At 73.8% G+C, this 20,081-nt stretch carries 19 protein-coding genes; 13 read left to right on the top strand and 6 right to left on the bottom strand.

All coding sequences use genetic code 11. The features are described from left to right. Nucleotides 1-37: 37 nt before the first annotated feature. Nucleotides 38-688, top strand: a complete 651-nt coding sequence (locus tag B5D80_RS25215; protein ID WP_088646451.1) for a trimeric intracellular cation channel family protein — start codon at nucleotides 38-40, stop codon at nucleotides 686-688. A 164-nt stretch (nucleotides 689-852) separates the two neighbouring features. Then, on the top strand, nucleotides 853-2,586 hold the full coding sequence (locus B5D80_RS25210; protein WP_088646427.1) for a DEAD/DEAH box helicase: 1,734 nt from the start codon (nucleotides 853-855) through the stop codon (nucleotides 2,584-2,586). Between the two features lie 234 nt (nucleotides 2,587-2,820). Here B5D80_RS25210 and B5D80_RS25205 read toward each other — a convergent pair whose 3' ends face one another. After that, nucleotides 2,821-3,054: a DUF7455 domain-containing protein gene (locus B5D80_RS25205; RefSeq protein ID WP_088646450.1), complete on the bottom strand. Its 234-nt coding sequence runs from the start codon at nucleotides 3,052-3,054 to the stop codon at nucleotides 2,821-2,823. A 248-nt stretch (nucleotides 3,055-3,302) separates the two neighbouring features. After that, on the bottom strand, nucleotides 3,303-4,910 hold the full coding sequence (locus tag B5D80_RS25200) for an RNA polymerase sigma factor (protein WP_088646426.1): 1,608 nt from the start codon (nucleotides 4,908-4,910) through the stop codon (nucleotides 3,303-3,305). A 437-nt stretch (nucleotides 4,911-5,347) separates the two neighbouring features. Here B5D80_RS25200 and B5D80_RS25195 point away from each other — a divergent pair, with 437 nt between their 5' ends. Then, entirely contained in the window at nucleotides 5,348-6,160 is an 813-nt protein-coding gene (locus B5D80_RS25195; RefSeq protein ID WP_088646425.1) for an inositol monophosphatase family protein, read from the top strand. A 121-nt stretch (nucleotides 6,161-6,281) separates the two neighbouring features. Here the strand turns inward: B5D80_RS25195 and B5D80_RS25190 are convergent, their stop codons facing one another. Then, nucleotides 6,282-6,797 (bottom strand): LytR C-terminal domain-containing protein, encoded by a 516-nt coding sequence (locus tag B5D80_RS25190; RefSeq protein WP_194821898.1) that lies wholly within the window; start codon nucleotides 6,795-6,797, stop codon nucleotides 6,282-6,284. A gap of 433 nt (nucleotides 6,798-7,230) precedes the next feature. Between B5D80_RS25190 and B5D80_RS25185 the strand changes: the two genes are divergently transcribed. Together B5D80_RS25185 and B5D80_RS25180 are read left to right on the top strand one after the other, a co-directional pair. Beyond that, nucleotides 7,231-7,527, top strand: a complete 297-nt coding sequence (locus tag B5D80_RS25185; protein ID WP_067315205.1) for a DUF4193 domain-containing protein — start codon at nucleotides 7,231-7,233, stop codon at nucleotides 7,525-7,527. A gap of 135 nt (nucleotides 7,528-7,662) precedes the next feature. After that, nucleotides 7,663-8,568, top strand: a complete 906-nt coding sequence (locus B5D80_RS25180) for a hypothetical protein (RefSeq protein ID WP_245854973.1) — start codon at nucleotides 7,663-7,665, stop codon at nucleotides 8,566-8,568. Between the two features lie 63 nt (nucleotides 8,569-8,631). Here the strand turns inward: B5D80_RS25180 and B5D80_RS25175 are convergent, their stop codons facing one another. Beyond that, nucleotides 8,632-9,123, bottom strand: a complete 492-nt coding sequence (locus B5D80_RS25175) for a DUF3093 domain-containing protein (RefSeq protein WP_425437255.1) — start codon at nucleotides 9,121-9,123, stop codon at nucleotides 8,632-8,634. A 42-nt stretch (nucleotides 9,124-9,165) separates the two neighbouring features. On the opposite strand from B5D80_RS25175, the gene dut reads away from it, so the two are divergent. From dut to B5D80_RS25155, 4 genes are all read left to right on the top strand, one after another. Beyond that, complete coding sequence (gene dut, locus B5D80_RS25170) at nucleotides 9,166-9,738, top strand: dUTP diphosphatase (protein WP_245854972.1); 573 nt, start codon at nucleotides 9,166-9,168, stop codon at nucleotides 9,736-9,738. A 25-nt stretch (nucleotides 9,739-9,763) separates the two neighbouring features. Next, nucleotides 9,764-10,417 (top strand): DUF3710 domain-containing protein, encoded by a 654-nt coding sequence (locus B5D80_RS25165; RefSeq protein WP_088646423.1) that lies wholly within the window; start codon nucleotides 9,764-9,766, stop codon nucleotides 10,415-10,417. A 255-nt stretch (nucleotides 10,418-10,672) separates the two neighbouring features. Then, nucleotides 10,673-11,053, top strand: coding sequence for an OB-fold nucleic acid binding domain-containing protein (locus B5D80_RS25160; protein ID WP_088646422.1), 381 nt, complete (start codon nucleotides 10,673-10,675; stop codon nucleotides 11,051-11,053). Continuing rightward, nucleotides 11,050-11,733: a DUF3159 domain-containing protein gene (locus tag B5D80_RS25155; RefSeq protein WP_088646421.1), complete on the top strand. Its 684-nt coding sequence runs from the start codon at nucleotides 11,050-11,052 to the stop codon at nucleotides 11,731-11,733. Before B5D80_RS25160 ends, B5D80_RS25155 begins: the two co-directional genes overlap by 4 nt. 71 nt (nucleotides 11,734-11,804) lie before the next feature. Here B5D80_RS25155 and B5D80_RS25150 read toward each other — a convergent pair whose 3' ends face one another. Together B5D80_RS25150 and B5D80_RS25145 are read right to left on the bottom strand one after the other, a co-directional pair. Beyond that, complete coding sequence (locus tag B5D80_RS25150) at nucleotides 11,805-12,494, bottom strand: potassium channel family protein (RefSeq protein WP_088646420.1); 690 nt, start codon at nucleotides 12,492-12,494, stop codon at nucleotides 11,805-11,807. Between the two features lie 3 nt (nucleotides 12,495-12,497). Continuing rightward, the gene (locus B5D80_RS25145) at nucleotides 12,498-13,163 is read right to left on the bottom strand and encodes a potassium channel family protein (protein ID WP_088646419.1); all 666 of its coding nucleotides are present in this window, start codon (nucleotides 13,161-13,163) and stop codon (nucleotides 12,498-12,500) included. A 161-nt stretch (nucleotides 13,164-13,324) separates the two neighbouring features. Here B5D80_RS25145 and B5D80_RS25140 point away from each other — a divergent pair, with 161 nt between their 5' ends. The 4 genes from B5D80_RS25140 to dxs all read left to right on the top strand — a co-directional run bounded on the left by B5D80_RS25140 (nucleotide 13,325) and on the right by dxs (nucleotide 20,067). Beyond that, nucleotides 13,325-15,394, top strand: a complete 2,070-nt coding sequence (locus B5D80_RS25140; protein ID WP_088646418.1) for an APC family permease — start codon at nucleotides 13,325-13,327, stop codon at nucleotides 15,392-15,394. Nucleotides 15,395-15,513: 119 nt separating this feature from the next. After that, nucleotides 15,514-16,785 (top strand): class I SAM-dependent RNA methyltransferase, encoded by a 1,272-nt coding sequence (locus tag B5D80_RS25135; RefSeq protein WP_088646447.1) that lies wholly within the window; start codon nucleotides 15,514-15,516, stop codon nucleotides 16,783-16,785. A 13-nt stretch (nucleotides 16,786-16,798) separates the two neighbouring features. Continuing rightward, nucleotides 16,799-17,989, top strand: coding sequence for an anhydro-N-acetylmuramic acid kinase (locus B5D80_RS25130; protein WP_088646417.1), 1,191 nt, complete (start codon nucleotides 16,799-16,801; stop codon nucleotides 17,987-17,989). 122 nt (nucleotides 17,990-18,111) lie between these two features. Further along, nucleotides 18,112-20,067, top strand: coding sequence for a 1-deoxy-D-xylulose-5-phosphate synthase (gene dxs / locus B5D80_RS25125; RefSeq protein WP_088646416.1), 1,956 nt, complete (start codon nucleotides 18,112-18,114; stop codon nucleotides 20,065-20,067). The last annotated feature ends 14 nt before the right edge of the window (nucleotides 20,068-20,081 follow it).

Here is a 20,081-nt window from a genome sequence, read left to right as displayed (position 1 = left end):
GGCGGTCCGCCGGACCGCCCCCGTAACCTTCGGCGGTGTGACCACCTCCACCGCCCTGCTCCTGGCCGACCTGACCGGGGTGGCCGTCTTCGCCGCCTCCGGCGCCTCGGCGGCGGTGGCGAAGCGGCTCGACCTGTTCGGCGTCGTCTTCGTCGGGTTCGTCGCCGCGCTGGGCGGTGGGATCTTCCGGGACCTGGTCATCGACGAGGTCCCGCCGCTCGCCTTCGCCGACTGGCGCTACGCCGCCACCGCCGCGGTCACCGCCACCGCCGTGTTCTGGCTGCACCCGCAGCTCGCCCGGCTGCGCACCACCGTGCTGGTGCTCGACGCCGCCGGCCTCGGCCTGTTCACCGTCACCGGCACGCTCAAGGCGCTCGACGCGCGGGTGCCGGCGGTCGGCGCGGTGGTGATCGGCATGCTCACCGCGATCGGCGGCGGGCTGGGCCGGGATCTGCTCACCGCCGAGATCCCGGTGGTGCTGCGCCGCGAGATCTACGCCGTCGCCGCGCTCGCCGGCTCGATCATGGTGGTGCTGCTGTCGGCGCTGGGGTACGCCGGGGCGGGCGGGCTGACCGCGGCGGCGCTGCTGGTCTTCGTGCTGCGCCTGGTGGCGCTGCGGCGACGCTGGTCGGCACCCGTGGCGACGATGCGTCCGCCGGAGACCGGCCTCGGCCGTCCACCCGGCTGACCGGCGGCGGGACCGGTCGGCGTGGTGTCGGCTGGGGTTGCCCGGCCCGGCTGGTTATGCTGGGCCGGCCTTCGCGGCATGCTCTGCGCGGAGGCGTTTTCATGGGCGGCGGTACCGTGGCCCTCGGCCCGGATCCGCCTCGTGCGGTCGGAGAGGAGCCTCGGGTGGCACCCCGGTTGCCGGCGTTGGAGACGTTCCCGCCCCTGCGCGCCTGGCAGCGCAAGGCGATGGTGGAGTACCTGCGCCGTCGTACCGAAGACTTCACCGCGGTCGCCACCCCCGGCGCTGGCAAGACCACCTTCGCCCTGCGGATCGCCGCCGAGCTGCTGGTGGACGGCACCGTCGAGGCGGTCACCGTGGTCGCCCCGACCGAGCACCTGAAGACCCAGTGGGCGCAGGCCGCCGCCCGGGTCGGCATCCAGCTCGACTCCGCGTTCCGCAACGCCGACCTGCACTCCGCCGCCGACTTCCACGGCGCGGTCGTCACCTACGCCCAGGTGGGGATGGCCCCGCAGGTGCACCGGCGGCGCACCATGACCCGCCGCACCCTGGTCATCCTCGACGAGATCCACCACGCCGGGGACTCCCGTTCCTGGGGCGACGGGGTCAAGAACGCCTTCGAACCCGCGGTACGCCGGCTGATGCTCACCGGTACGCCGTTCCGCTCCGACGACAACCCGATCCCGTTTGTCACCTACGAGCGTGGCGGCGACGGACTGCTGCGTTCCCGCGCCGACTCGGTCTACGGCTACTCCGACGCGCTGCGCGACGGCGTCGTACGCCCGGTGCTGTTCCTGGCGTACTCGGGGGAGACCCGCTGGCGCACCAACGCCGGGGACGAGCTGGCGGCGCGGCTCGGCGAGCCGATGACCCAGGACCTGATCGCCCAGGCCTGGCGGACCGCGCTGGACCCGGCCGGGGACTGGATGCCGCAGGTGCTGCGGGCGGCCGACGCCCGGCTGACCGTGCTGCGCAACGCCGGGATGGCCGACGCCGGTGGCCTGATCATCGCCAGCGACCAGCAGAACGCCCGCTCGTACGCGAAGCTGATCGAACAGGTGACCGGGGAGAAGGCCACCGTGGTCCTCTCCGACGACCAGGGCGCGTCCGCCCGGATCGCGACGTTCGCGGCGTCCGAGCAGCGGTGGCTGGTGGCGGTCCGGATGGTCTCCGAGGGCGTCGACATCCCCCGGCTGGCGGTCGGGGTGTACGCCACCAGCGCCAGCACCCCGCTGTACTTCGCGCAGGCCATCGGCCGGTTCGTCCGGGCCCGCCGCCCCGGCGAGACCGCCTCGGTGTTCGTGCCGAGCGTGCCGCACCTGCTCGGCCTCGCCAGCGAGATGGAGGCCGAGCGGGACCACGTGCTCGGCAAGCCCAAGGACCGCGAGGGTTTCGACGACGACCTGCTGGAGCGGGCCCAACGCGACGAGCAGGCAAGCGGCGAGCTGGAGAAGCGGTTCACCGCGTTGTCCGCGACCGCCGAACTGGACCAGGTGATCTTCGACGGGGCGTCGTTCGGCACCGCCGCCCAGGCCGGCACCCCGGAGGAGGAGGAGTACCTGGGGCTGCCCGGTCTGCTCACCGCCGACCAGGTGTCGCTGCTGTTGACCAAGCGGCAGGCCGACCAGCTCGCCGCGCAGCGGCGTCGGACGGCCGTCCAGGCCGCTGAGCCGGCCGCTGCGGCCCCGGCCGCGCCCGCCGTACCTCTGAGTGCCGCCCAGCGTCGGGTGGCGCTCCGGCGTCAGCTGAACGCTCTGGTGGCCGCCCGGCACCACCGCACCGGCCTGCCCCACGGCAAGATCCACGCGGAGCTGCGCCGGCTCTGCGGCGGCCCGCCCAGCGCCCAGGCCACCATCGAACAGCTCGAAGAACGCATAGCCACCGTCCAGACCCTCTGACGGCCCCCGCTTTCTCCCGTTCTGTCCGGCCCCGTCCCTGCCCCGGCCGTCGTCGGTGATCAAGAGGTTGGCGTCAGAAATCGGTGGGATGGTGACGCGAACCTCTTGATCACCGGGCCGGTGACGGGGAGCCCGGGGGCGGAGAGGGTGGGGGAGTGGGCCCAGCCGGGAACAGCCGGGCGGAGGCACCCACAGGGTGCCTCCGCCCGGCTGCGTCGTCGTAGGGGTTTCGGGTCAGTTCGCCATCAGATCGGCGCCTCGCCAGCTGAACTCCGGGTCCGTCGCGAACTTCACCGTGATCTTCACGAGATCCTCGGCGTACTTGTTCGCGTGGTGCCCACAGAACACCAACTCGCTCCCACCCGCCAGAGTGATACGGAGCTTGCCGGCAGCATTGCAGCGGTCGCACCGTTCATCGGCGGCTGGGGGAGCCACCGTTTCGGGCGGCGGCGTGAGGGTCGGGGTCATCGCCTTCCTCCTCTGGTCGTCACCGATGAACACTCTCTTCGGTCGTTGCTCACTCATCGTGCAACACCCTTACCGGGCCCCGCCTTCCCAGTGTGCCCGCGGGGGACCGAGGTCACACCTGGCGGGAAGGACAGTGTGCCGTGCACCCAGGGTGCCACGTCAACGATCACAAACACGTATTGGACCGGTCACCATCGCATGTTCTACGCCTGGTGATCAAACCGACACGACGGGTTGACGTAACCGGCTCAGTCCAGGTAGTCCCGGAGTACCTGGGAGCGCGACGGGTGCCGGAGCTTGGACATCGTCTTGGACTCGATCTGCCGGATCCGCTCCCGGGTCACCCCGTAGACCTGGCCGATCTCGTCGAGGGTGCGCGGCTGGCCGTCGGTCAGGCCGAAGCGCAACCGGACCACCCCCGCCTCCCGCTCGGAGAGCGTCTGCAGGACCTGCTGGAGCTGGTCCTGCAGCAGGGAGAACGAGACGGCGTCGACCGCGACCACGGCCTCCGAGTCCTCGATGAAGTCACCGAGCTGGCTGTCGCCCTCGTCGCCGATGGTCTGGTCGAGCGAGATGGGCTCCCGGGCGTACTGCTGGATCTCCAGCACCTTCTCGGGTGTGATGTCCATCTCCTTGGCCAGCTCCTCCGGGGTGGGCTCACGGCCCAGGTCCTGGAGCAGCTCGCGTTGGATGCGACCGAGCTTGTTGATCACCTCGACCATGTGCACCGGGATGCGGATGGTGCGGGCCTGGTCGGCCATCGCCCGGGTGATCGCCTGCCGGATCCACCAGGTGGCGTACGTGGAGAACTTGTAGCCCTTGGTGTAGTCGAACTTCTCGACCGCGCGGATCAGGCCGAGGTTGCCCTCCTGGATGAGGTCGAGGAAGGCCATCCCGCGCCCGGTGTACCGCTTGGCCAGCGAGACGACCAGCCGGAGGTTCGCCTCCAGCAGGTGGTTCTTGGCGCGCTCACCGTCCCGGGAGATCCAGAGCAGGTCGCGCTGCATGTCGCGGGTCAGCTTCTCCTCGCCGTCGTCGGCGGCACGCAGCCGCTCGGCGGCGTAGAGCCCGGCCTCGATCCGCTTGGCCAGCTCGACCTCCTGCTCGGCGTTGAGCAGCGGAACCTTGCCGATCTGCTTGAGGTACGCCCGGACGGAGTCGGCGGAGGCGGTGAGCTCGGCGTCCCGGCGGGCCTGCTTGAGCGCCTCGGACTCCTCGTCGTCCCACTCGAAGTCGTTGTCGGTCGCGGAGGCGGCGGCGTCGGTCTCGGCGGCCCGGGCCAGCTCGGCCGGCTCCTCCACCACCACGTCCTCGATCTCCGCGGCCAGCTGCTCGGGATCGATCTCGCCCTCGGCGCCCTCGCCCTTGGCCTTCGCGGCGGCCTTGCCGGCCCCGGCGGCGGCCACCGTCGCCTTGGTGGCACGGGTGGACTTCGTCGCCTTGGCGGCCGGCGTGGCGGCCTTCGCGGCCACCCCCGCGGTGGTGGTCGCCTTGCGCGGGGCCGCCTTGCGCGGAGCGGGCGCGGTGGCCTCCTCGGCGGCGGGCGCCTGCTTCGGAGCCGGCGCGGCGGCCTTCTTGGTGGTCTTGGCGGTGGTGGCCCGCGAGGCCGGTGTGGCCGACCGGGCGGCGGCCACCCGGCGGGGACGGGTGCTGGCGGAGCCGTCGACCACCACGGTCACGCCCGCCTCGGAGAGCGCCCGCAGGATCTTCTTGGCCTGGGCCGGGGTCACCTCGGCGGACTCGACGGTGCGCGCGAGCTGGGCCGACGTCAACTGACCACCGGCGCTCTGGGCGTGGGCGATCAGGGTGTCGGTGAGCGAGCGAACGTCGGCGCCGGGCTGGCGGGGTTCTGTCACGAATGACCTTCCGGAGGCGAAGAGCGAGCACGGCCGGAGTCGTCCGGCGCAGCGTGGCGTGCCGTGCCGTCGACGTCGTTGAGTGGCCCCCGTGTCCCGGGCCGGCTGTGCGGCGGTGGTCCGTGGCGCGTGGGCAGGGTGAATTGTAACCCCGGTTGGCGCGATCATCCTGCGGCGCACGGCAACCGGCCGTCTGTACCGCCGGTTCGGCACGGATGTCGACTTTGCGGCCACCCTGTCGACCCGCCCGGACGGTCGGTCGGTCGACCCGGAAACCGCCCGTCGCACCGGGTGCGCCCGGCCGCAACGGCGCCTGCCTATGCTGTCCGGACGAGATCGACGACGCGCGGCGGGGCACGCGCCGCGCCGGACGGCGGGGCGGCACGCCAGCGGCTCCCGACCGGTGCCCACGGCGGCCGCGAAGGGGGCAGGGTTCGATGACCGGTTCGACGCCTACCGCACGGGAACTGCTCGGGATCGCCGTCGCGGTGGCCCGGGAGGCGGCCGGCACGGCGGCCCGGATGCGGGCCGAGGGGGTCTCGGTCGCGGCGACCAAGAGCACCGCCACCGACGTGGTCACCGCCGCCGACCGGGCGGTGGAGCGGCAGGTCCTCGCCGCCCTGCGCGCGGTCCGGCCGGACGACGTGGTGCTCGGCGAGGAGTACGGCGGGGCCGAGGCCGGCACGGGCGGCGTGCGCTGGGTCGTCGACCCGATCGACGGCACGGTGAACTACCTCTACGGGCTGCCGTACTGCGCGGTCTCGCTCGCCGCCGAGGTGGACGGCCGGGTGGTCGCCGGGGTGGTGCGCAACGTCTCGACCGGCGAGGAGTGGACCGCCACCGCCGGTGGCGGCGCCTGGCGCGACGGCCGGCGGCTGCGCTGCTCCACCGAGACCGAGCTGGGGCAGGCGTTGGTCGCCACCGGGTTCGGCTACGACGCCGGCCGCCGCCGGCACCAGGCCCGGGTGGTCGCCGAGCTGATCGGGGACGTGCGGGACATCCGGCGGATGGGGGCGGCGGCGCTGGACCTCTGCCTGGCCGCCGAGGGGCGGGTGGATGCCTACTACGAGAAGGGGCTGGCCGCCTGGGACCTGGCCGCGGGCGGGCTGGTCGCCGCGGAGGCCGGGCTGCGGGTCACCGGGCTGGACGGTCGCCCGGCCGGCCCCGACCTGGTGATCGCGGCCCCACCGGCGCTCTTCGCGTCGTTGCACACCCGGCTGGCCGCGCTGGACGCCTCCGGCGGCCCCTGAACACCCCCGCCCGCCGCCATCCGGCTGCCGGACCGGGGTCCGGCAGCCGGCAGGACCGGGGGCCAGGGCCGGCGGCGGGCCGGTCGGGTGCCGGTGACCGGACGGCGGCGAACGCGGTCGGTTACTTGTCCTCCACCGGCATCGGGCAGGAGCCCTCCGGGGCGACCGGCGCGCCCAGGTCGCCGAGGGACTGGTTGACCTCGGTGGTGGTGGCGAGCTGCTGGAAGCTGTCGCCCAGCACCACGTCGACCGTGTCGTCCTGGCGCTTGGGGTCGTAGTCGCGTTCGGCGTTGTTGAGGAAGAAAGCGCGCAGCAGGTGTGCCGAGCCGACCCCCTTGGGGCCGAACCGCAGCAGCGCGACGCCGTCGAAGTGCGCGGCGTTGCCCTCCTTCTTGACCTGGAACTTCCGGTTGCGGAAGTCGTCGCCCACGCTGCTGGCCAGGCCCGGCTCGTTGGTGCCGTTCAGGATGTTGATCTTGACATCCTTGTACGTGCGCAGGGACAGGTCGGCCAGCGGCCAGCCCTCGGGGCAGCCCCTGGCGTTGGCCCCGCTGCCCTGGGTGTCGCGGACCACGGCGACGATGACGATGACCAGGGCGACGACCGCCAGCAGGCCGACGACAACGAGTGCTCGCACTCGCGCAAAGCTCATCTGGGTGCTCCCCGGACAGTGGGTGGTGGCGGCGGACGTCGGCGGCGGGCAGCGCCGTCGGCCGTCGAGTACGCCGCTGAGGTTAACGGTTGTCCGGCGGACGCGTGGAAACAGTCCGACATGCCGGCGCGCCAACCGGGAACGGGGTACTACTACCCCTATCTTCGTGTCGCCTGAGTCACATTGGGAACATCTTGGGCCGCTGGGGCGTACATGTCTGCCGCGAGGGCGGTATACATGCCTCGCCCGGTAGGGGGTAAGGTACCGCGCTCGTCGGGTCCTGCCCCCGGCGACCTTGATCCAGAGGCCGTCGGGTCGGGCGACCGACACACATTGGTGGCCGGCCAGTGGGAACCGAAACAGCGTCGCCCGGCGTTACAACCGGAAGCGACAACATCGATATGGGAGAGTGAAACCGATGGCCACCGACTACGACGCCCCGCGTCGCGACGAGGTCGACCTCGGCGAGGACAGCCTGGAAGAGCTCAAGGCCCGGCGGGTCGACTCACAGTCGGGCGCCGTGGACGTCGACGAGGCCGAGGTGGCCGAGAGCTTCGAGCTGCCCGGCGCCGACCTGGCCGACGAGGAGCTGACCGTGAAGGTCCTCCCGATGCAGCAGGACGAGTTCCGGTGCGGACGCTGCTTCCTGGTGCACCACCGCAGCCAGTTGGCGGTCGAGCGCAACGGCGACCTGATCTGCCGCGAGTGCGTCTGAGCACCCACCACACCAGCGGCGGCCTCCTCGCGGGGCCGCCGCTGCCCGAGCCGCCGTGCGGGTACGGCGGGTTGCTGCTTGACTCGTGGTAGGCGCGTCCACCGGAGCGGTGGACATCACGGGAGGGGCAGACGGATGAACGAGCACGGCGGGTCCGATCCGGACGGTCCGAAGTCCGACGCCGGCCCGCCCGTCGTCGTTCCCGGGGACCGGTCCACCGGCAATCCGGCCGTGCCGCCCGGCAGCAGTCCGGCCGGCAGCGGTCCGGCCGCGCCGCCCGGGGACGAGCTGGGTGCCACGGTGGCGGCGCTGACCGCCGACGACATCGCGCCCGCCCGGCGTCGGCAACTGCTCGCCCGGCTCGTCGGGCAGGCCCGCGGTCGGGGCATCGCCGACCTGTTCAAGCCGAGGGCGGCGCTGCGCTGGATGACCGACACGGTCGCCGACGTCGCGCCGCACATCCCGGTCCGGGACCTGGCGACGCTGCGGCGGCACTTCCCCGGCCTGGACGACGAGGCGCTGGCCGACCGGCTGGTCCGCAACGCCACCCGGGCCACCGCCGGGGTGGGCGCGGCCGGTGGCGGCGTCGCCGCGGTGGAGTGGACGGTCGCCCCGACCCTGCTGTCCGCGCCGGTGCTGCTCGCCGCCGAGACGGTGGCCGTGGTGTCGATCGAACTCAAGCTGATCGGCGAGCTGCACGAGATCTACGGCGCGCCGCTGCCCGCCGGCGGCACCCCCCGGACCATCGCCCTGGTCCAGTCCTGGGCCAGCCAGCGGGGGATCAACCCGATGATGCCGGGCGTCGGAGTGAGCGCGGTGCTCGGCACCGCCGCCCGCAAGGAACTGCGGGACACCCTGCTCAAGCGGTTCGGCCGCAACCTGACCACGCTGGGCCCGTTCCTCACCGGGGCGGCCGTGGCCAGCTACCTCAACCGCCGGGCCACCCGCTCCCTGGCCGACCAGCTCCGCCGCGACCTGCGCAAACAGCGCCGGGAGCTGCCCGGCGGGCCACCCGCCCTGCCGGCCCCCGGCCAGCCCTGACCACGAACCGACCCCGGCCGCCCGGCCCGGGAGGCGCGTCGGGCCGTACCCCGCCCGCCCCGCTCAGGCCGCGTCGCGGGCGGCCAGCAGGGCGGCGGCCAGCTCGGTCGGCCGGCGGGAACTCACCACCCAGAACGGGGTGGGGTCGTCCGGATCGTCGAGCACCACCTGCACCGCACCGCCGATCCAGGGCCGCTGCACCACGAAGGCCAGCGGGTCCGCGCCCACCCCGAGCACCTCGCGCCGGCCCCCGGCGTCGAGCGGGACCGCGTCGGCGACGTACCGGACGGGCAGGTGGGCGTCGTCGACCCACAGCTCACCGTCGGCGACCGCGACCCGGACCCGGCCCAGCCACCACAACCCGGCCAGGGTGGCCGGCAGCAGCAGCACGAAGGGCAGCCAGGCGCGTACCCCGCCGGCGCCCATCCACAGCTCGACGGCGGCCAACCCGGCCAGGGCCAGCCCGGCCGCCCAGCACCACCACGGCAGGCCCAGCCGCTCGGAGTACGCCGGGGCGGCCGTGACGTGCGACGACGGGGAAGGCGACAGGCTCACACCTCGAGGGTACGGAACACGACGGGCGGTCGACCCGGCAGGATGGCAGGGCACCCCGTGAACGCCGACGGAAGAGGCATACCCGTGACCCACGTCGTACCCGTGCCCGTCCGGCAGCTCGATCCGGAGCTGCCGCTGCCCGCGTACGCCCACCCGGGCGACGCCGGTGCCGACCTGGTGGCCGCCGCGGACGTCGAGCTGCCCCCCGGCGGCCGGGCCCTGGTCCCCACCGGCCTGGCGCTGGCCCTGCCGGAGGGCTACGTCGGCCTGGTCCACCCACGCTCCGGGTTGGCCGCCAGGCTCGGCGTGACGGTGCTCAACGCGCCCGGTACGGTCGACGCCGGCTACCGGGGTGAGATCCTGGTCAACCTGATCAACCACGATCGGGACGCACCGGCGAAGATCTCCCGTGGCGATCGCATCGCGCAACTCGTTGTCCAGCGGGTGGAGCGGGCCGATTTCCAGCCGGTGGCGGTGCTGCCCGGGTCCCGACGGGGGATTGGCGGACACGGGTCGACAGGTGGCCACGCCGGGCTCGTGCCCCCGCCCGGTGGCCCGACCCGGGCGGCGGACACCGACCGGGTCGGCGAACGGACGGAAGAGGTGGCAGGGTGAGTGCGAACAGCGGAGGGTGGGCGCAGTGATCTTCTCCCGAAAGCGGGCCGACAACGGGCGGCACGCCCGTGACGAGCGGGCCGACGGCCCCGACGCGTACGAGACGGCGGGCCCGGCCCGCGGCCCGTACGACGTCGCCGAGGCGCCGGACGACGTGCAGCGGCTCGACCTGGGCAGCCTGCACATCCCGGCGGTGCCCGGGGTCGAGGTGCGGGTGCAGGCCGACCCGCAGGGCGTCATCCAGCAGGTGGTGCTCGTCCACGGGGACAACGCCCTCCAGCTCGGTGTCTTCGCCGCCCCCCGCTCCGAGGGCATCTGGGACGAGGTGCGCGACGAGATCCGGCAGTCGCTGATCGCCGACGGCGCCACCGCCCAGGAGGCCCGGGGCGAGTACGGCGTCGAGCTGCACGCCCGGGTGCGTACCCCGGACGGCCCGACCGACCTGCGGTTCGTCGGCATCGACGGTCCGCGCTGGATGGTCCGGGGCGTCTACCAGGGTGCCGCCGCCACCGACCCGGCCGCGGCCGGCCCGCTCGCCACCTGCCTGGACGGCCTGGTGGTCGACCGGGGGCAGGAGGCGAAGCCGGTGCGCGAGCCGCTGCCGCTGCGGCTGCCCCGGGAGATGGCCGACCAGGCCGAGGGCGGCGACGCCGCGACGCCCGCCCCGCGCGAGGTGTGACCGACCCGTCCGGGCCGGGCCCCGCCGCCTGAGGTGGCCGGGTCCGGCCCGGACCGCTGTCCGCCCGGCCGAGGCCGGCGGCGCGTCCCGGCCGCGAGCCGCCGGTGGCGTTCCGGTGGGGGGTGCCGACCGGGTGCGGACGCACCGGACGACCGCCTCGGGGCCGGATCGGCGTACGCTGGCGGCACGGTCCCACCCGGGGCCGGGGTGACGCCGGCGCCGACCGGTCAGCGTGGAGAGGGTGACGCGGAGGTCATGTCGACCGACGAGAGCCGGATGTCGCTACGGGGCATCCTGCGCCGGTTCACCGCCAGCGAGGCCGAGATCGAGGCGCAGGAGCTGCGCCGGGAGAGCGCCGAGTCCGGTGGCGTGCTGGCCCGGCAGTGCATGCGGGGGCAGGTGGTCTCGGTCGCCGGGCGGCTGCGCACGGTGGTCTACACGCCCCGGACCAACCTGCCCACCCTGGAGGCGGACCTCTACGACGGCAGTGACGTGGTCACCCTGGTCTGGCTGGGTCGACGGCACATCGCCGGGATCGAGCCGGGCCGGCACCTCACCGCCCGGGGCCGGGTCGCCGTCCGGGACGACCGCAAGGTCATCTACAACCCGTACTACGAGCTGGAGTCGCCGAAGTGACGACGGGACAGCCCCCGGCCACCGAGCCGCAGACCACCCCGCCGGACGACGAGCCGCTGCCCAGCCTCGCCGAGCAGATGGCCGACCAGCTCGGCGGCTGGCGCGGGCTGGTCGAGTCCAGCATCCCCGTGGTGGTCTTCGTGCTGGCCAACGTGGTCGGCGAGCTGCGGCCGGCGGTGATCGCCTCGGTCGGGGTGGCGGTGCTGATCGCGGTCGTCCGGCTGATCCAGCGCCGTCCGGTCCGGCACGCCGTCAACGGGCTGTTCGGCATCGCGGTCGGCGCGGCCATCGCCTGGCGTACCGGGGACGAGCGGGACTTCTACCTCCCGGGCATCCTCTACGGCATCGGCTATGGCATCGCCCTGCTGCTCTCCGCGGCGATCCGGCAGCCCCTGGTCGGGTGGATCTGGTCGGTGCTGGTGGCCAAGGGGCGCTCCGAGTGGCGCGACGACCCCCGGCTGGTGCGTACCTTCACCCAGCTCACCGTGCTCTGGGGGGTGGTGTGGCTGGCCAAGGTCGGGGTGCAGGCCGGGCTCTACCTGGCCCACCAGGACACCGCGCTGGGGGTGGCCCGGCTCGCCCTCGGCTACCCGCCGTACGCGCTGCTGCTGCTGATCACGGTGTGGGTGGTACGCCGGGTGACCCGGGAGTCCGCCCCGCAGCCGCTGCCCGGCGGCTGACCTCTCCAGGGCCGGCACCCGGGCCTGGACGGCCGGTACGCGACCGTCCGGCACCCGTCGGGGCGGGACGGTCAGCCCGCGCCGCGCGTCCGTTCCACACTGTCCGGGCCGAGGATCACCCCGCGCACCTCGTCCTCCACCTGGGCGGTGCACACGAAGATCAGCTCGTCGCCGGCCTCGATCGGGTCGTCGGGGCTGGGCACCAGCACCCGCTTGCCGCGCAGGATCGCCACCAGCGCGGCGTCCCGGGGGATCGGCACGGCGTGGATCGGCTGGCCGACGTAGGGCGCGGTCGGCGGCAGGGTGATCTCCACCAGGTTCGCCTCGCCCTGCCGGAACGTCATCAGCCGGACCAGGTCGCCGACGGTGACGGCCTCCTCGACCAGGGCGGCCATCACCCGGGGCTTGCTGACCGCCACGTCGACGCCCCACTGCTCGGTGAACAGCCACTCGTTCTCGGCCCGGTTGACCCGGGCCACCACCCGGGGCACCGCGAACTCGGTCTTGGCCAGCAGGGACACCACCAGGTTGACCTTGTCGTCGCCGGTGGCGGCGACCACCACGTCGCAGCCCGCGACGTTCGCCTCCTCCAGGCTGGCCAGCTCGCAGGCGTCGGCCAGCACCCAGTCGGCGGTCGGCACCCGGTCCGGGCGCAGCATCCGGGGCTGCCGCTCGATCAGCATCACCTGGTGGCCGTTGTCGATCAGCTCCTGGGCGATCGACCGGCCCACGTTGCCGGCGCCCGCGATGGCGATCCGCATGGCTCAGTGCCCTCCTTCGGGCGGCGTGGCGGCCACCGCGGTGACCTGGGCGGCGATGTCGTCGGTGACCAGCAGGTAGAGCTGGTCACCCTCCTGTACGACGCTGGACGCGGTGGGCAGCATGCCGATGCCGAAGCGGGTCAGGTACGCCACCCGGGTCCCGGCCGCCTCCTCCAACTGGCGCAGCGGCCGGCCGATCCAGTCCTTGTGCACCGGTACCTCGATGATCGACACGGTGCTGGTCGGGTCCCGGAAGATCTCCACGTTGCCCTCGGGGACCAGGTGGCGCAGCATCCGGTCGGCCGTCCAGCGGACGGTGGCGACGGTGGGGATGCCGAGCCGCTCGTAGACCTGCGCCCGGCGCTGGTCGTAGATCCGGGCGGCGACCCGGGAGACGCCGAACGTCTCGCGGGCCAACCGGGCCGAGATGATGTTGGAGTTGTCGCCGCTGGAGACGGCGGCGAAGGCGTCCGCCCGCTCGATGCCCGCCTGGCGCAGCACCTCGCCGTCGAAGCCGGCACCGGTGACGGTGATCCCGGCGAAGTCGGGGCCCAGGCGGCGGAACGCGTCGGCGTCCTGGTCGATCACGGCCACCGAGTGCCCCCGGGACTCCAGGCTCTGGGCCAGCGTCGATCCGACCCGCCCACAGCCCATGATCACGACGTGCACGGTGTCCCTCCCAAGGTGTGCCCGCCTCCCGGCGACTGTCGTCTGCGAGCCTGCCACGTCCACCCCGACCACGGGGGACCGAACGGTACCGCGCCGGGGCCCGGGAAGGGGATCAGGCACCCCCCGGCGACCACGATGCGGTGGTCGTACCCTTAGCGCTTGTGGCCAGTCCCACCTCGCTGCTGAAGCGACTCCTCGTCGGTCGACCGTTCCGGTCGGACCGGCTCCAGCACACCCTCCTCCCCAAGCGCATCGCCCTACCGGTCTTCGCCTCCGACGCGCTGTCCAGCGTCGCGTACGCCCCGGACGAGATCCTGCTGACCCTCTCCATCGCCGGGGCGTCGGCGTTCCTGTTCTCCCCCTGGATCGCCCTCGCGGTGGTCGTGGTCATGCTGACCGTGGTGGCCAGCTACCGGCAGAACGTGCACGCGTACCCCTCCGGCGGCGGCGACTACGAGGTGGCCACCGTCAACCTCGGTCCCCGGGCGGGGCTGGGGGTGGCCAGCGCGCTGCTTGTCGACTACGTGCTGACCGTCGCCGTGTCGGTCTCCTCCGGGGTGGCCAACCTCGGGTCGGTGGTGCCCTTCGTGGCCACCCACAAGGTGCTGATCGCGGTGAGCGCGGTGGTGGTGCTGACCGCGATGAACCTGCGCGGGCTGCGCGAGTCCGGCACCGCGTTCGCCATCCCCACCTACGGCTTCGTGATCGTCATCGGCGGGATGATCCTCACCGGCCTGGTCCGGTACTTCGTCCTCGGTGACGACCTGCGCGCCCCCAGCGCCGGGCTGGAGATCCAGGCCGAGCACAGCGTCACCGGCTTCGCGCTGGTGTTCCTGCTGCTGCGGACGTTCTCCTCCGGCTGCGCCGCGTTGACCGGGGTCGAGGCGATCTCCAACGGGGTGCCGGCGTTCAAGGCCCCGAAGAGCCGCAACGCGGCCACCACCCTGCTGCTGCTCGGCACGATCTCGGTGGCCATGCTGGTCGGCATCATCTGGCTGGCCCGGCTGACTGGCCTGCAGTTCGTCGAGGACCCGAACACCCAGATCCTCTCCGGCCCCGACGGGTACGTGCAGAAGACCGTCACCACCCAGCTCGGCGAGACCGTCTTCGGCGGCGGGTCGGTGCTGCTCTACGTGGTCGCCGGGATGACCGCGCTGATCCTCTTCCTGGCCGCGAACACCGCGTTCAACGGCTTCCCGGTGCTCGGTTCGATCCTCGCCCAGGACCGCTACCTGCCCCGGCAACTGCACACCCGGGGCGACCGGCTGGCGTTCTCCAACGGCATCGTCTTCCTCGCCGTCTTCGCGATCGTGCTGATCGTCGGCTTCCAGGCCGAGGTGACCCGGCTGATCCAGCTCTACATCGTCGGCGTCTTCGTCTCGTTCACGCTCTCCCAGGCCGGCATGATCCGGCACTGGAACCGGCACCTGCGCCACGAACGGGACCCGGAGGCCCGCCGCCGGATCTTCCGCTCCCGCGCGATCAACGCGTTCGGCATGGCGATGACCGGCACCGTCCTGGTCATCGTGCTGATCACCAAGTTCCTGCTCGGCGCGTGGATCGCCATCGCCGCGATGGCGGTGATCTACGTGCTGATGCTGGCCATCCGCCGGCACTACGACCGGATCGCCGCCGAGCTGGAACCGACCGAGGTACGCGGCGTGCTGCCCGCCCGCAACCACGCCATCGTGCTGGTCAGCAAGCTGCACCAGCCCACCCTGCGGGCCATCGCCTACGCCCGCGCCACCCGGCCGGACACGCTGACCGCGGTCACCGTCAACGTGGACGAGAAGGACACCCGGCAGCTCCAGCAGGAGTGGGAGCGGCGGGAACTGCCGGTGCCGCTGACCGTGGTCGACTCGCCGTACCGGGAGATCACCAGGCCGATCCTGAACTTCGTGGCGAACACCCGCCGGGAGTCGCCCCGCGACGTGGTCACCGTCTTCATCCCCGAGTACGTGGTGGGCCACTGGTGGGAGAACCTGCTGCACAACCAGAGCGCGCTGCGGCTCAAGGGGCGGCTGCTCTTCGAGCCGGGCGTGATGGTGACCAGTGTGCCGTGGCAGTTGGCGTCCACCGCGACCAAGAACCTCGACCGGCTGGACGAGACGCTGAGCCGTACCCCCGCCCGGGGGCCCCGGGTCGCGCCGCGCAGCACCCTGCCGCCGCCCGTACCGCCGGTGACCGCCCCGCCCGGCGAGCCCGGCCCGTCGACCGGAGACCGCCAGTGACCGCCCACCCCGGCCCCGCCCGTTCCGTGACCACCGACCGCACCGCGCCGGCCGGCACCGCCCGGCCGGACCGGTCGGGCGGCGAGGACCGGCGGCCCGGTGAGGACCAGCGGTCCGGGTTGGAGGAGGCCGAGCGGGTCGAGTTGACCGTCGACGCGGTCGCCCCCGGCGGGCACTGCGTGGCCCGGGTCGACGGCCAGGTGGTCTTCGTCCGGCACGCGCTGCCCGGCGAACGGGTGGTCGCCGAGGTGACCGAGCTGCACCGGGGGTTCGCCCGCGCCGACGCCGTCGAGATCGTCGAGGCGTCGCCGGACCGGGTCGCCCCGCCCTGCCCGTACGCCCGGCCGGGCGGCTGCGGCGGCTGCGACCTGCAACACGTGGCCCCGGCCGCCCAGCTCGACTGGAAGACGGCCGTGGTCCGCGAGCAGCTCAGCCGGCTCGGCGGGCTCACCGACGCCGAGATCGACGCGCTGCGGGTCACCGTCGCGCCGCTGCCCGGCGGCCCGCTGGGCTGGCGGTCCCGGGTCCGCTACGCGGTCGACGCCACCGGCCGGGCCGGGCTGCTCAAGCACCGCTCGCACGAGGTGGTGCCGATCGACCGCTGCCTGATCGCCCACCCGGCGATCCAGGCGCTGCCGGTGCTCGGGCGGAACTGGCCGGCGGCCGACGCGGTGGCGACTGTCGCCTCCACCGGCGGCGACGTCGTGGTCACCGCCCTCGCCGACGGGACGCCCACCCCGGTCGACCTCCCCGGCGGGCCGGCGACGGCCGACCTTTCCGGGGCCCCGGGCGGGCCGGCGGCCGGCGACACCCCGGCGACGGTACGGGAGGTCGCCGCCGGTCGGAACTGGACGCTGCCGGCCGGCGGGTTCTGGCAGGTGCACCCGGCCGCCGCCGACACCCTGGTCGACGCGGTCCTCGATCTGCTCGACCCGCGGCCCGGCGAATCCGTCTGGGACCTGTACGGCGGGGCCGGTCTGTTCGCCGCTGCGCTCGCCGCCCGGGTCGGCCCGGACGCCCGGGTCACCGTGGTCGAGTCCGCCGCCGAGGGGGTGGCCGCCGCCCGGCGCAACCTCGCCGACCTGTCCCGGGTCGAGGTGGTCGCCGCCCGGGTGGAGACCGCCCTGGCCCGCCGCCGGATCACCGGCCCGGTCGACCTGGTGGTGCTCGACCCGCCGCGCACCGGTGCCGGCGCGGCCGTGGTGCGGGACATGATCGCCGCCACCCCCCGGGCGATCGCCTACGTGGCCTGCGACCCGGCCGCCTTCGCCCGGGACGTGCGCACCTTCGGCCGGGCCGGCTGGCGGCTCGCCACCCTGCGCGGCTACGACCTGTTCCCGATGACCCAGCACGTCGAACTCGTCGGCCTGTTCCTGCCCCCGGCCCGCTGACTAGCCTGGCCCGATGAAGATCGTCGGGCTGATGTCGGGCACCTCGTACGACGGGGTGGACGTGGTCGCCGCCGAGTTCGGCACCGCCGGGGACACCCTGCGGATGCGCCCGCTCGGGCACCGGGAGTGCGGCTACGACGCGGAGCTGCGGGAGCGGATCGGCGCGGTGCTGCCGCCACGGCCGACCACGGTCGAGGCGGTCTGCCGGCTCGACAACGCCCTCGGCGCGGTGTTCGCCGACGCCGCCGCGCTCGGCGTCGAGCTGGCCGGCGGGCGGGCCGACCTGGTCGTCTCACCCGGGCAGACCGTCTTCCACTGGGTCGACGGCGGCACCGTGCACGGCACCCTCCAGCTCGGTGCGCCGGCCCGGGTCGCCGCCCGGGTGGGCGTACCCGTGCTGTCGGACCTGCGGTCGGCGGACGTCGCCGCCGGCGGGCAGGGCGCGCCGCTGGTCCCCGCCTTCGACGCCCTGCTGCTCGCCCCGGCCGCCGACGCCGACCCGGGCGGGCGGCCCGGCGGCGGGGTGCGGGCGGCGCTCAACCTGGGCGGCATCGCCAACCTCACCGTGGTCGCGCCGGACGCCCCCGTGCTCGGCTACGACGTGGGCCCGGCCAACGCCCTGCTCGACGCGGCGGCCCGCCGGTTCCTCGACCGGCCCTGCGACGTCGACGGGGCACGCGCGGCGGCCGGCCGGGTGCACCCCGGGCTGCTGGCGCTGCTGCTCGCCGAGCCCTACTACGCGGCGGCGCCGCCCAAGTCCACCGGCAAGGAGCTGTTCCACGCCGGCTACCTCGACGACCGGCTGGCGGCGCTCGGGGAACCGGTCGCCCGCGACGACGTGTTCGCCACGCTGACCGAGCTGACCGCCCGGACGGTCGCCGACGCCTGCGCCCGGCACCTGGTCACCGAGCTGGTGGCCGCCGGTGGCGGGGTCCGCAACCCGACCCTGTGGGGTCGGCTGGCCGCCCTCGGCGGCGACCGGTGGACGCTGCGCACCACCGACGAGCTGGGGGTGCCCGCCCAGGCCCGGGAGGCGTACGCGTTCGCCCTGCTCGGGTGGCTGTCCTGGCACGGACTGCCGGGCGCGCTGCCGTCGGTGACCGGCGCACGGCGGGCCGCCGTGCTGGGTTCGTGGACGCCGTCCGGGCCGCCGTACGGGGTGGCCCCGTCGCGTCCGCCCCGCCGGCTGGTCGTGCTCCGCTGACCCGGGCCGTCCCCGGCCGTCGCACCGGCAGCGGCGGCCTTCGCGCCGCCGATCAGGGCCCCCACCTGCGGTGATCCACGGCAGGGCTGCGGAGTGTGCGGCGGCCGATAGACTCTCACGTCATGAGTGTTGACGAGGACACGGCCAACCACGGTCGGCTACTGGGCACCGTCCGTGGTCCGCAGGACGTGAAGCGGATGACCGGCGAACAGCTGGACATCCTCGCCGCCGAGATCCGTGACTTCCTGATCGCCAAGGTGTCCCGCACCGGTGGACACGTCGGCCCCAACCTGGGCGTGGTGGAGCTGACCCTGGCCATGCACCGGGTCTTCGACTCGCCGCGCGACCGGCTCCTGTTCGACACCGGCCACCAGTCGTACGTACACAAGATCATCACGGGCCGGCAGGACGGCTTCGACAAGCTCCGCCAGCGCGGTGGCCTCTCCGGCTACCCCAGCCAGGGCGAGAGCGAGCACGACCTGATCGAGAACTCGCACGCCTCCACCGCCCTGTCCTACGCCGACGGGCTGGCCAAGGCGTACGCCCTGCGCGGCGAGCAGCGCAGCGTGGTCGCCGTGGTCGGCGACGGGGCGCTCACCGGCGGCATGTGCTGGGAGGCGCTGAACAACATCGCCACCGCCGGCAACCGGCTGGTGATCGTGGTCAACGACAACGGCCGCTCCTACTCGCCCACCATCGGCGGTCTGGCCGACCACCTGTCGTCGCTGCGGCTCAACCCCGGCTACGAAAAGGTCCTCGACACGGTCAAGGACGCCCTGGGCAACACCCCGTTCGTCGGCAAGCCGATGTACGAGGTGCTGCACGCGGTCAAGAAGGGCATCAAGGACGCGGTCGCCCCGCAGGCCATGTTCGAGGACCTCGGCATCAAGTACGTCGGCCCGGTCGACGGGCACGACGTCGCCGCCGTCGAGTCGGCGTTGCGCGCGGCCAAGAACTTCGGCGGCCCGGTGATCGTGCACGCGGTGACCCGCAAGGGCTACGGCTACCGCCCGGCCGAGGAGGACGAGGCGGACTGCCTGCACGGTCCGGGCGCGTTCGACGTCGAGACCGGCAAGCTGCTCGCCGCCCCGTCGGTGAAGTGGACCCAGGTCTTCGCCGACGAGCTGGTCGCCATCGCCGACGAGCGGCCCGACGTGGTCGGCATCACCGCTGCGATGGCCGAACCCACGGGCATCGCCACCCTGGCCCGCAAGCACCCCCACCGGGTGTACGACGTGGGCATCGCCGAGCAGCACGCGGCCACCTCCGCGGCCGGCCTGGCGATGGGCGGCCTGCACCCGGTGGTGGCCGTCTACGCGACCTTCCTCAACCGCGCCTTCGACCAGGTCCTGCTGGACGTGGCGATGCACCGGCTGCCGGTGACGTTCGTGCTGGACCGGGCCGGCATCACCGGGCCGGACGGGCCGAGCCACTACGGCATCTGGGACATGTCGGTCTTCGGGGTGGTGCCGGGGCTGCGGATCGCCGCTCCCCGCGACTCCGCCAGCCTCCGGGAGGAGCTGCGCGAGGCGATCGCCGTCGACGACGGTCCCACCATCGTGCGGTTCCCCACCGGCACCGTCGCCGCCGATCTGCCGGCCATCCGCCGGGTCGGCCCGGTCGACGTGCTGGCCGAGTCGGCCCGTACCGACGTGCTGCTGGTGGCGGTGGGCTCCTTCGGCCTGCTCGGGATGGAGGTGGCGTCCCGGCTGGCCGAGCAGGGCTACGGCGTCACCGTGGTCGACCCGCGTTGGGTGCGTCCGGTGCCGGCCGAACTGGTCGAGCTGGCCGCCGGGCACCGCCTGGTCGTCACCGTCGAGGACGGCGTCCGCACCGGCGGTGTCGGTGACGCGCTGGGTCAGGCGATGCGCGACGCCGACGTCCGGGTGCCGCTGCGCGACCTGGGCGTACCGGCCGACTGGCACCCGCACGGCACCCGGGCGCAGATCCTGGCCGACCTGCGGCTGACCGCGCAGGACGTGGCCCGGGACGTCACCGGCTGGATCTCCGGCCTGGACGGCGACGCTCCCTCGGTGGAGACGGTCCGCCTCCCGGCCCCCGACACCACCCCCAACTGATCCACTCCGGCCCC

Source organism: Micromonospora wenchangensis (assembly GCF_002210435.1).
GTDB lineage: Bacteria > Actinomycetota > Actinomycetes > Mycobacteriales > Micromonosporaceae > Micromonospora > Micromonospora wenchangensis.
This window is presented reverse-complemented; position numbering and strand designations above follow the sequence as displayed.

Excerpts from the sequence above, each read along its gene's own strand:
- B5D80_RS25130 (WP_088646417.1), top strand. The coding sequence starts at position 16,799 with ATGAAGATCGTCGGGCTGATGTCGGGCACCTCGTACGACGGGGTGGAC.
- dut (WP_245854972.1), top strand. The coding sequence starts at position 9,166 with ATGGCAGGGCACCCCGTGAACGCCGACGGAAGAGGCATACCCGTGACC.
- dxs (WP_088646416.1), top strand. The coding sequence starts at position 18,112 with ATGAGTGTTGACGAGGACACGGCCAACCACGGTCGGCTACTGGGCACC.
- B5D80_RS25185 (WP_067315205.1), top strand. The coding sequence starts at position 7,231 with ATGGCCACCGACTACGACGCCCCGCGTCGCGACGAGGTCGACCTCGGC.
- B5D80_RS25180 (WP_245854973.1), top strand. The coding sequence starts at position 7,663 with ATGAACGAGCACGGCGGGTCCGATCCGGACGGTCCGAAGTCCGACGCC.
- B5D80_RS25195 (WP_088646425.1), top strand. The coding sequence starts at position 5,348 with ATGACCGGTTCGACGCCTACCGCACGGGAACTGCTCGGGATCGCCGTC.
- B5D80_RS25160 (WP_088646422.1), top strand. The coding sequence starts at position 10,673 with ATGTCGACCGACGAGAGCCGGATGTCGCTACGGGGCATCCTGCGCCGG.
- B5D80_RS25205 (WP_088646450.1), bottom strand. The coding sequence starts at position 3,054 with ATGACCCCGACCCTCACGCCGCCGCCCGAAACGGTGGCTCCCCCAGCC.
- B5D80_RS25150 (WP_088646420.1), bottom strand. The coding sequence starts at position 12,494 with ATGCGGATCGCCATCGCGGGCGCCGGCAACGTGGGCCGGTCGATCGCC.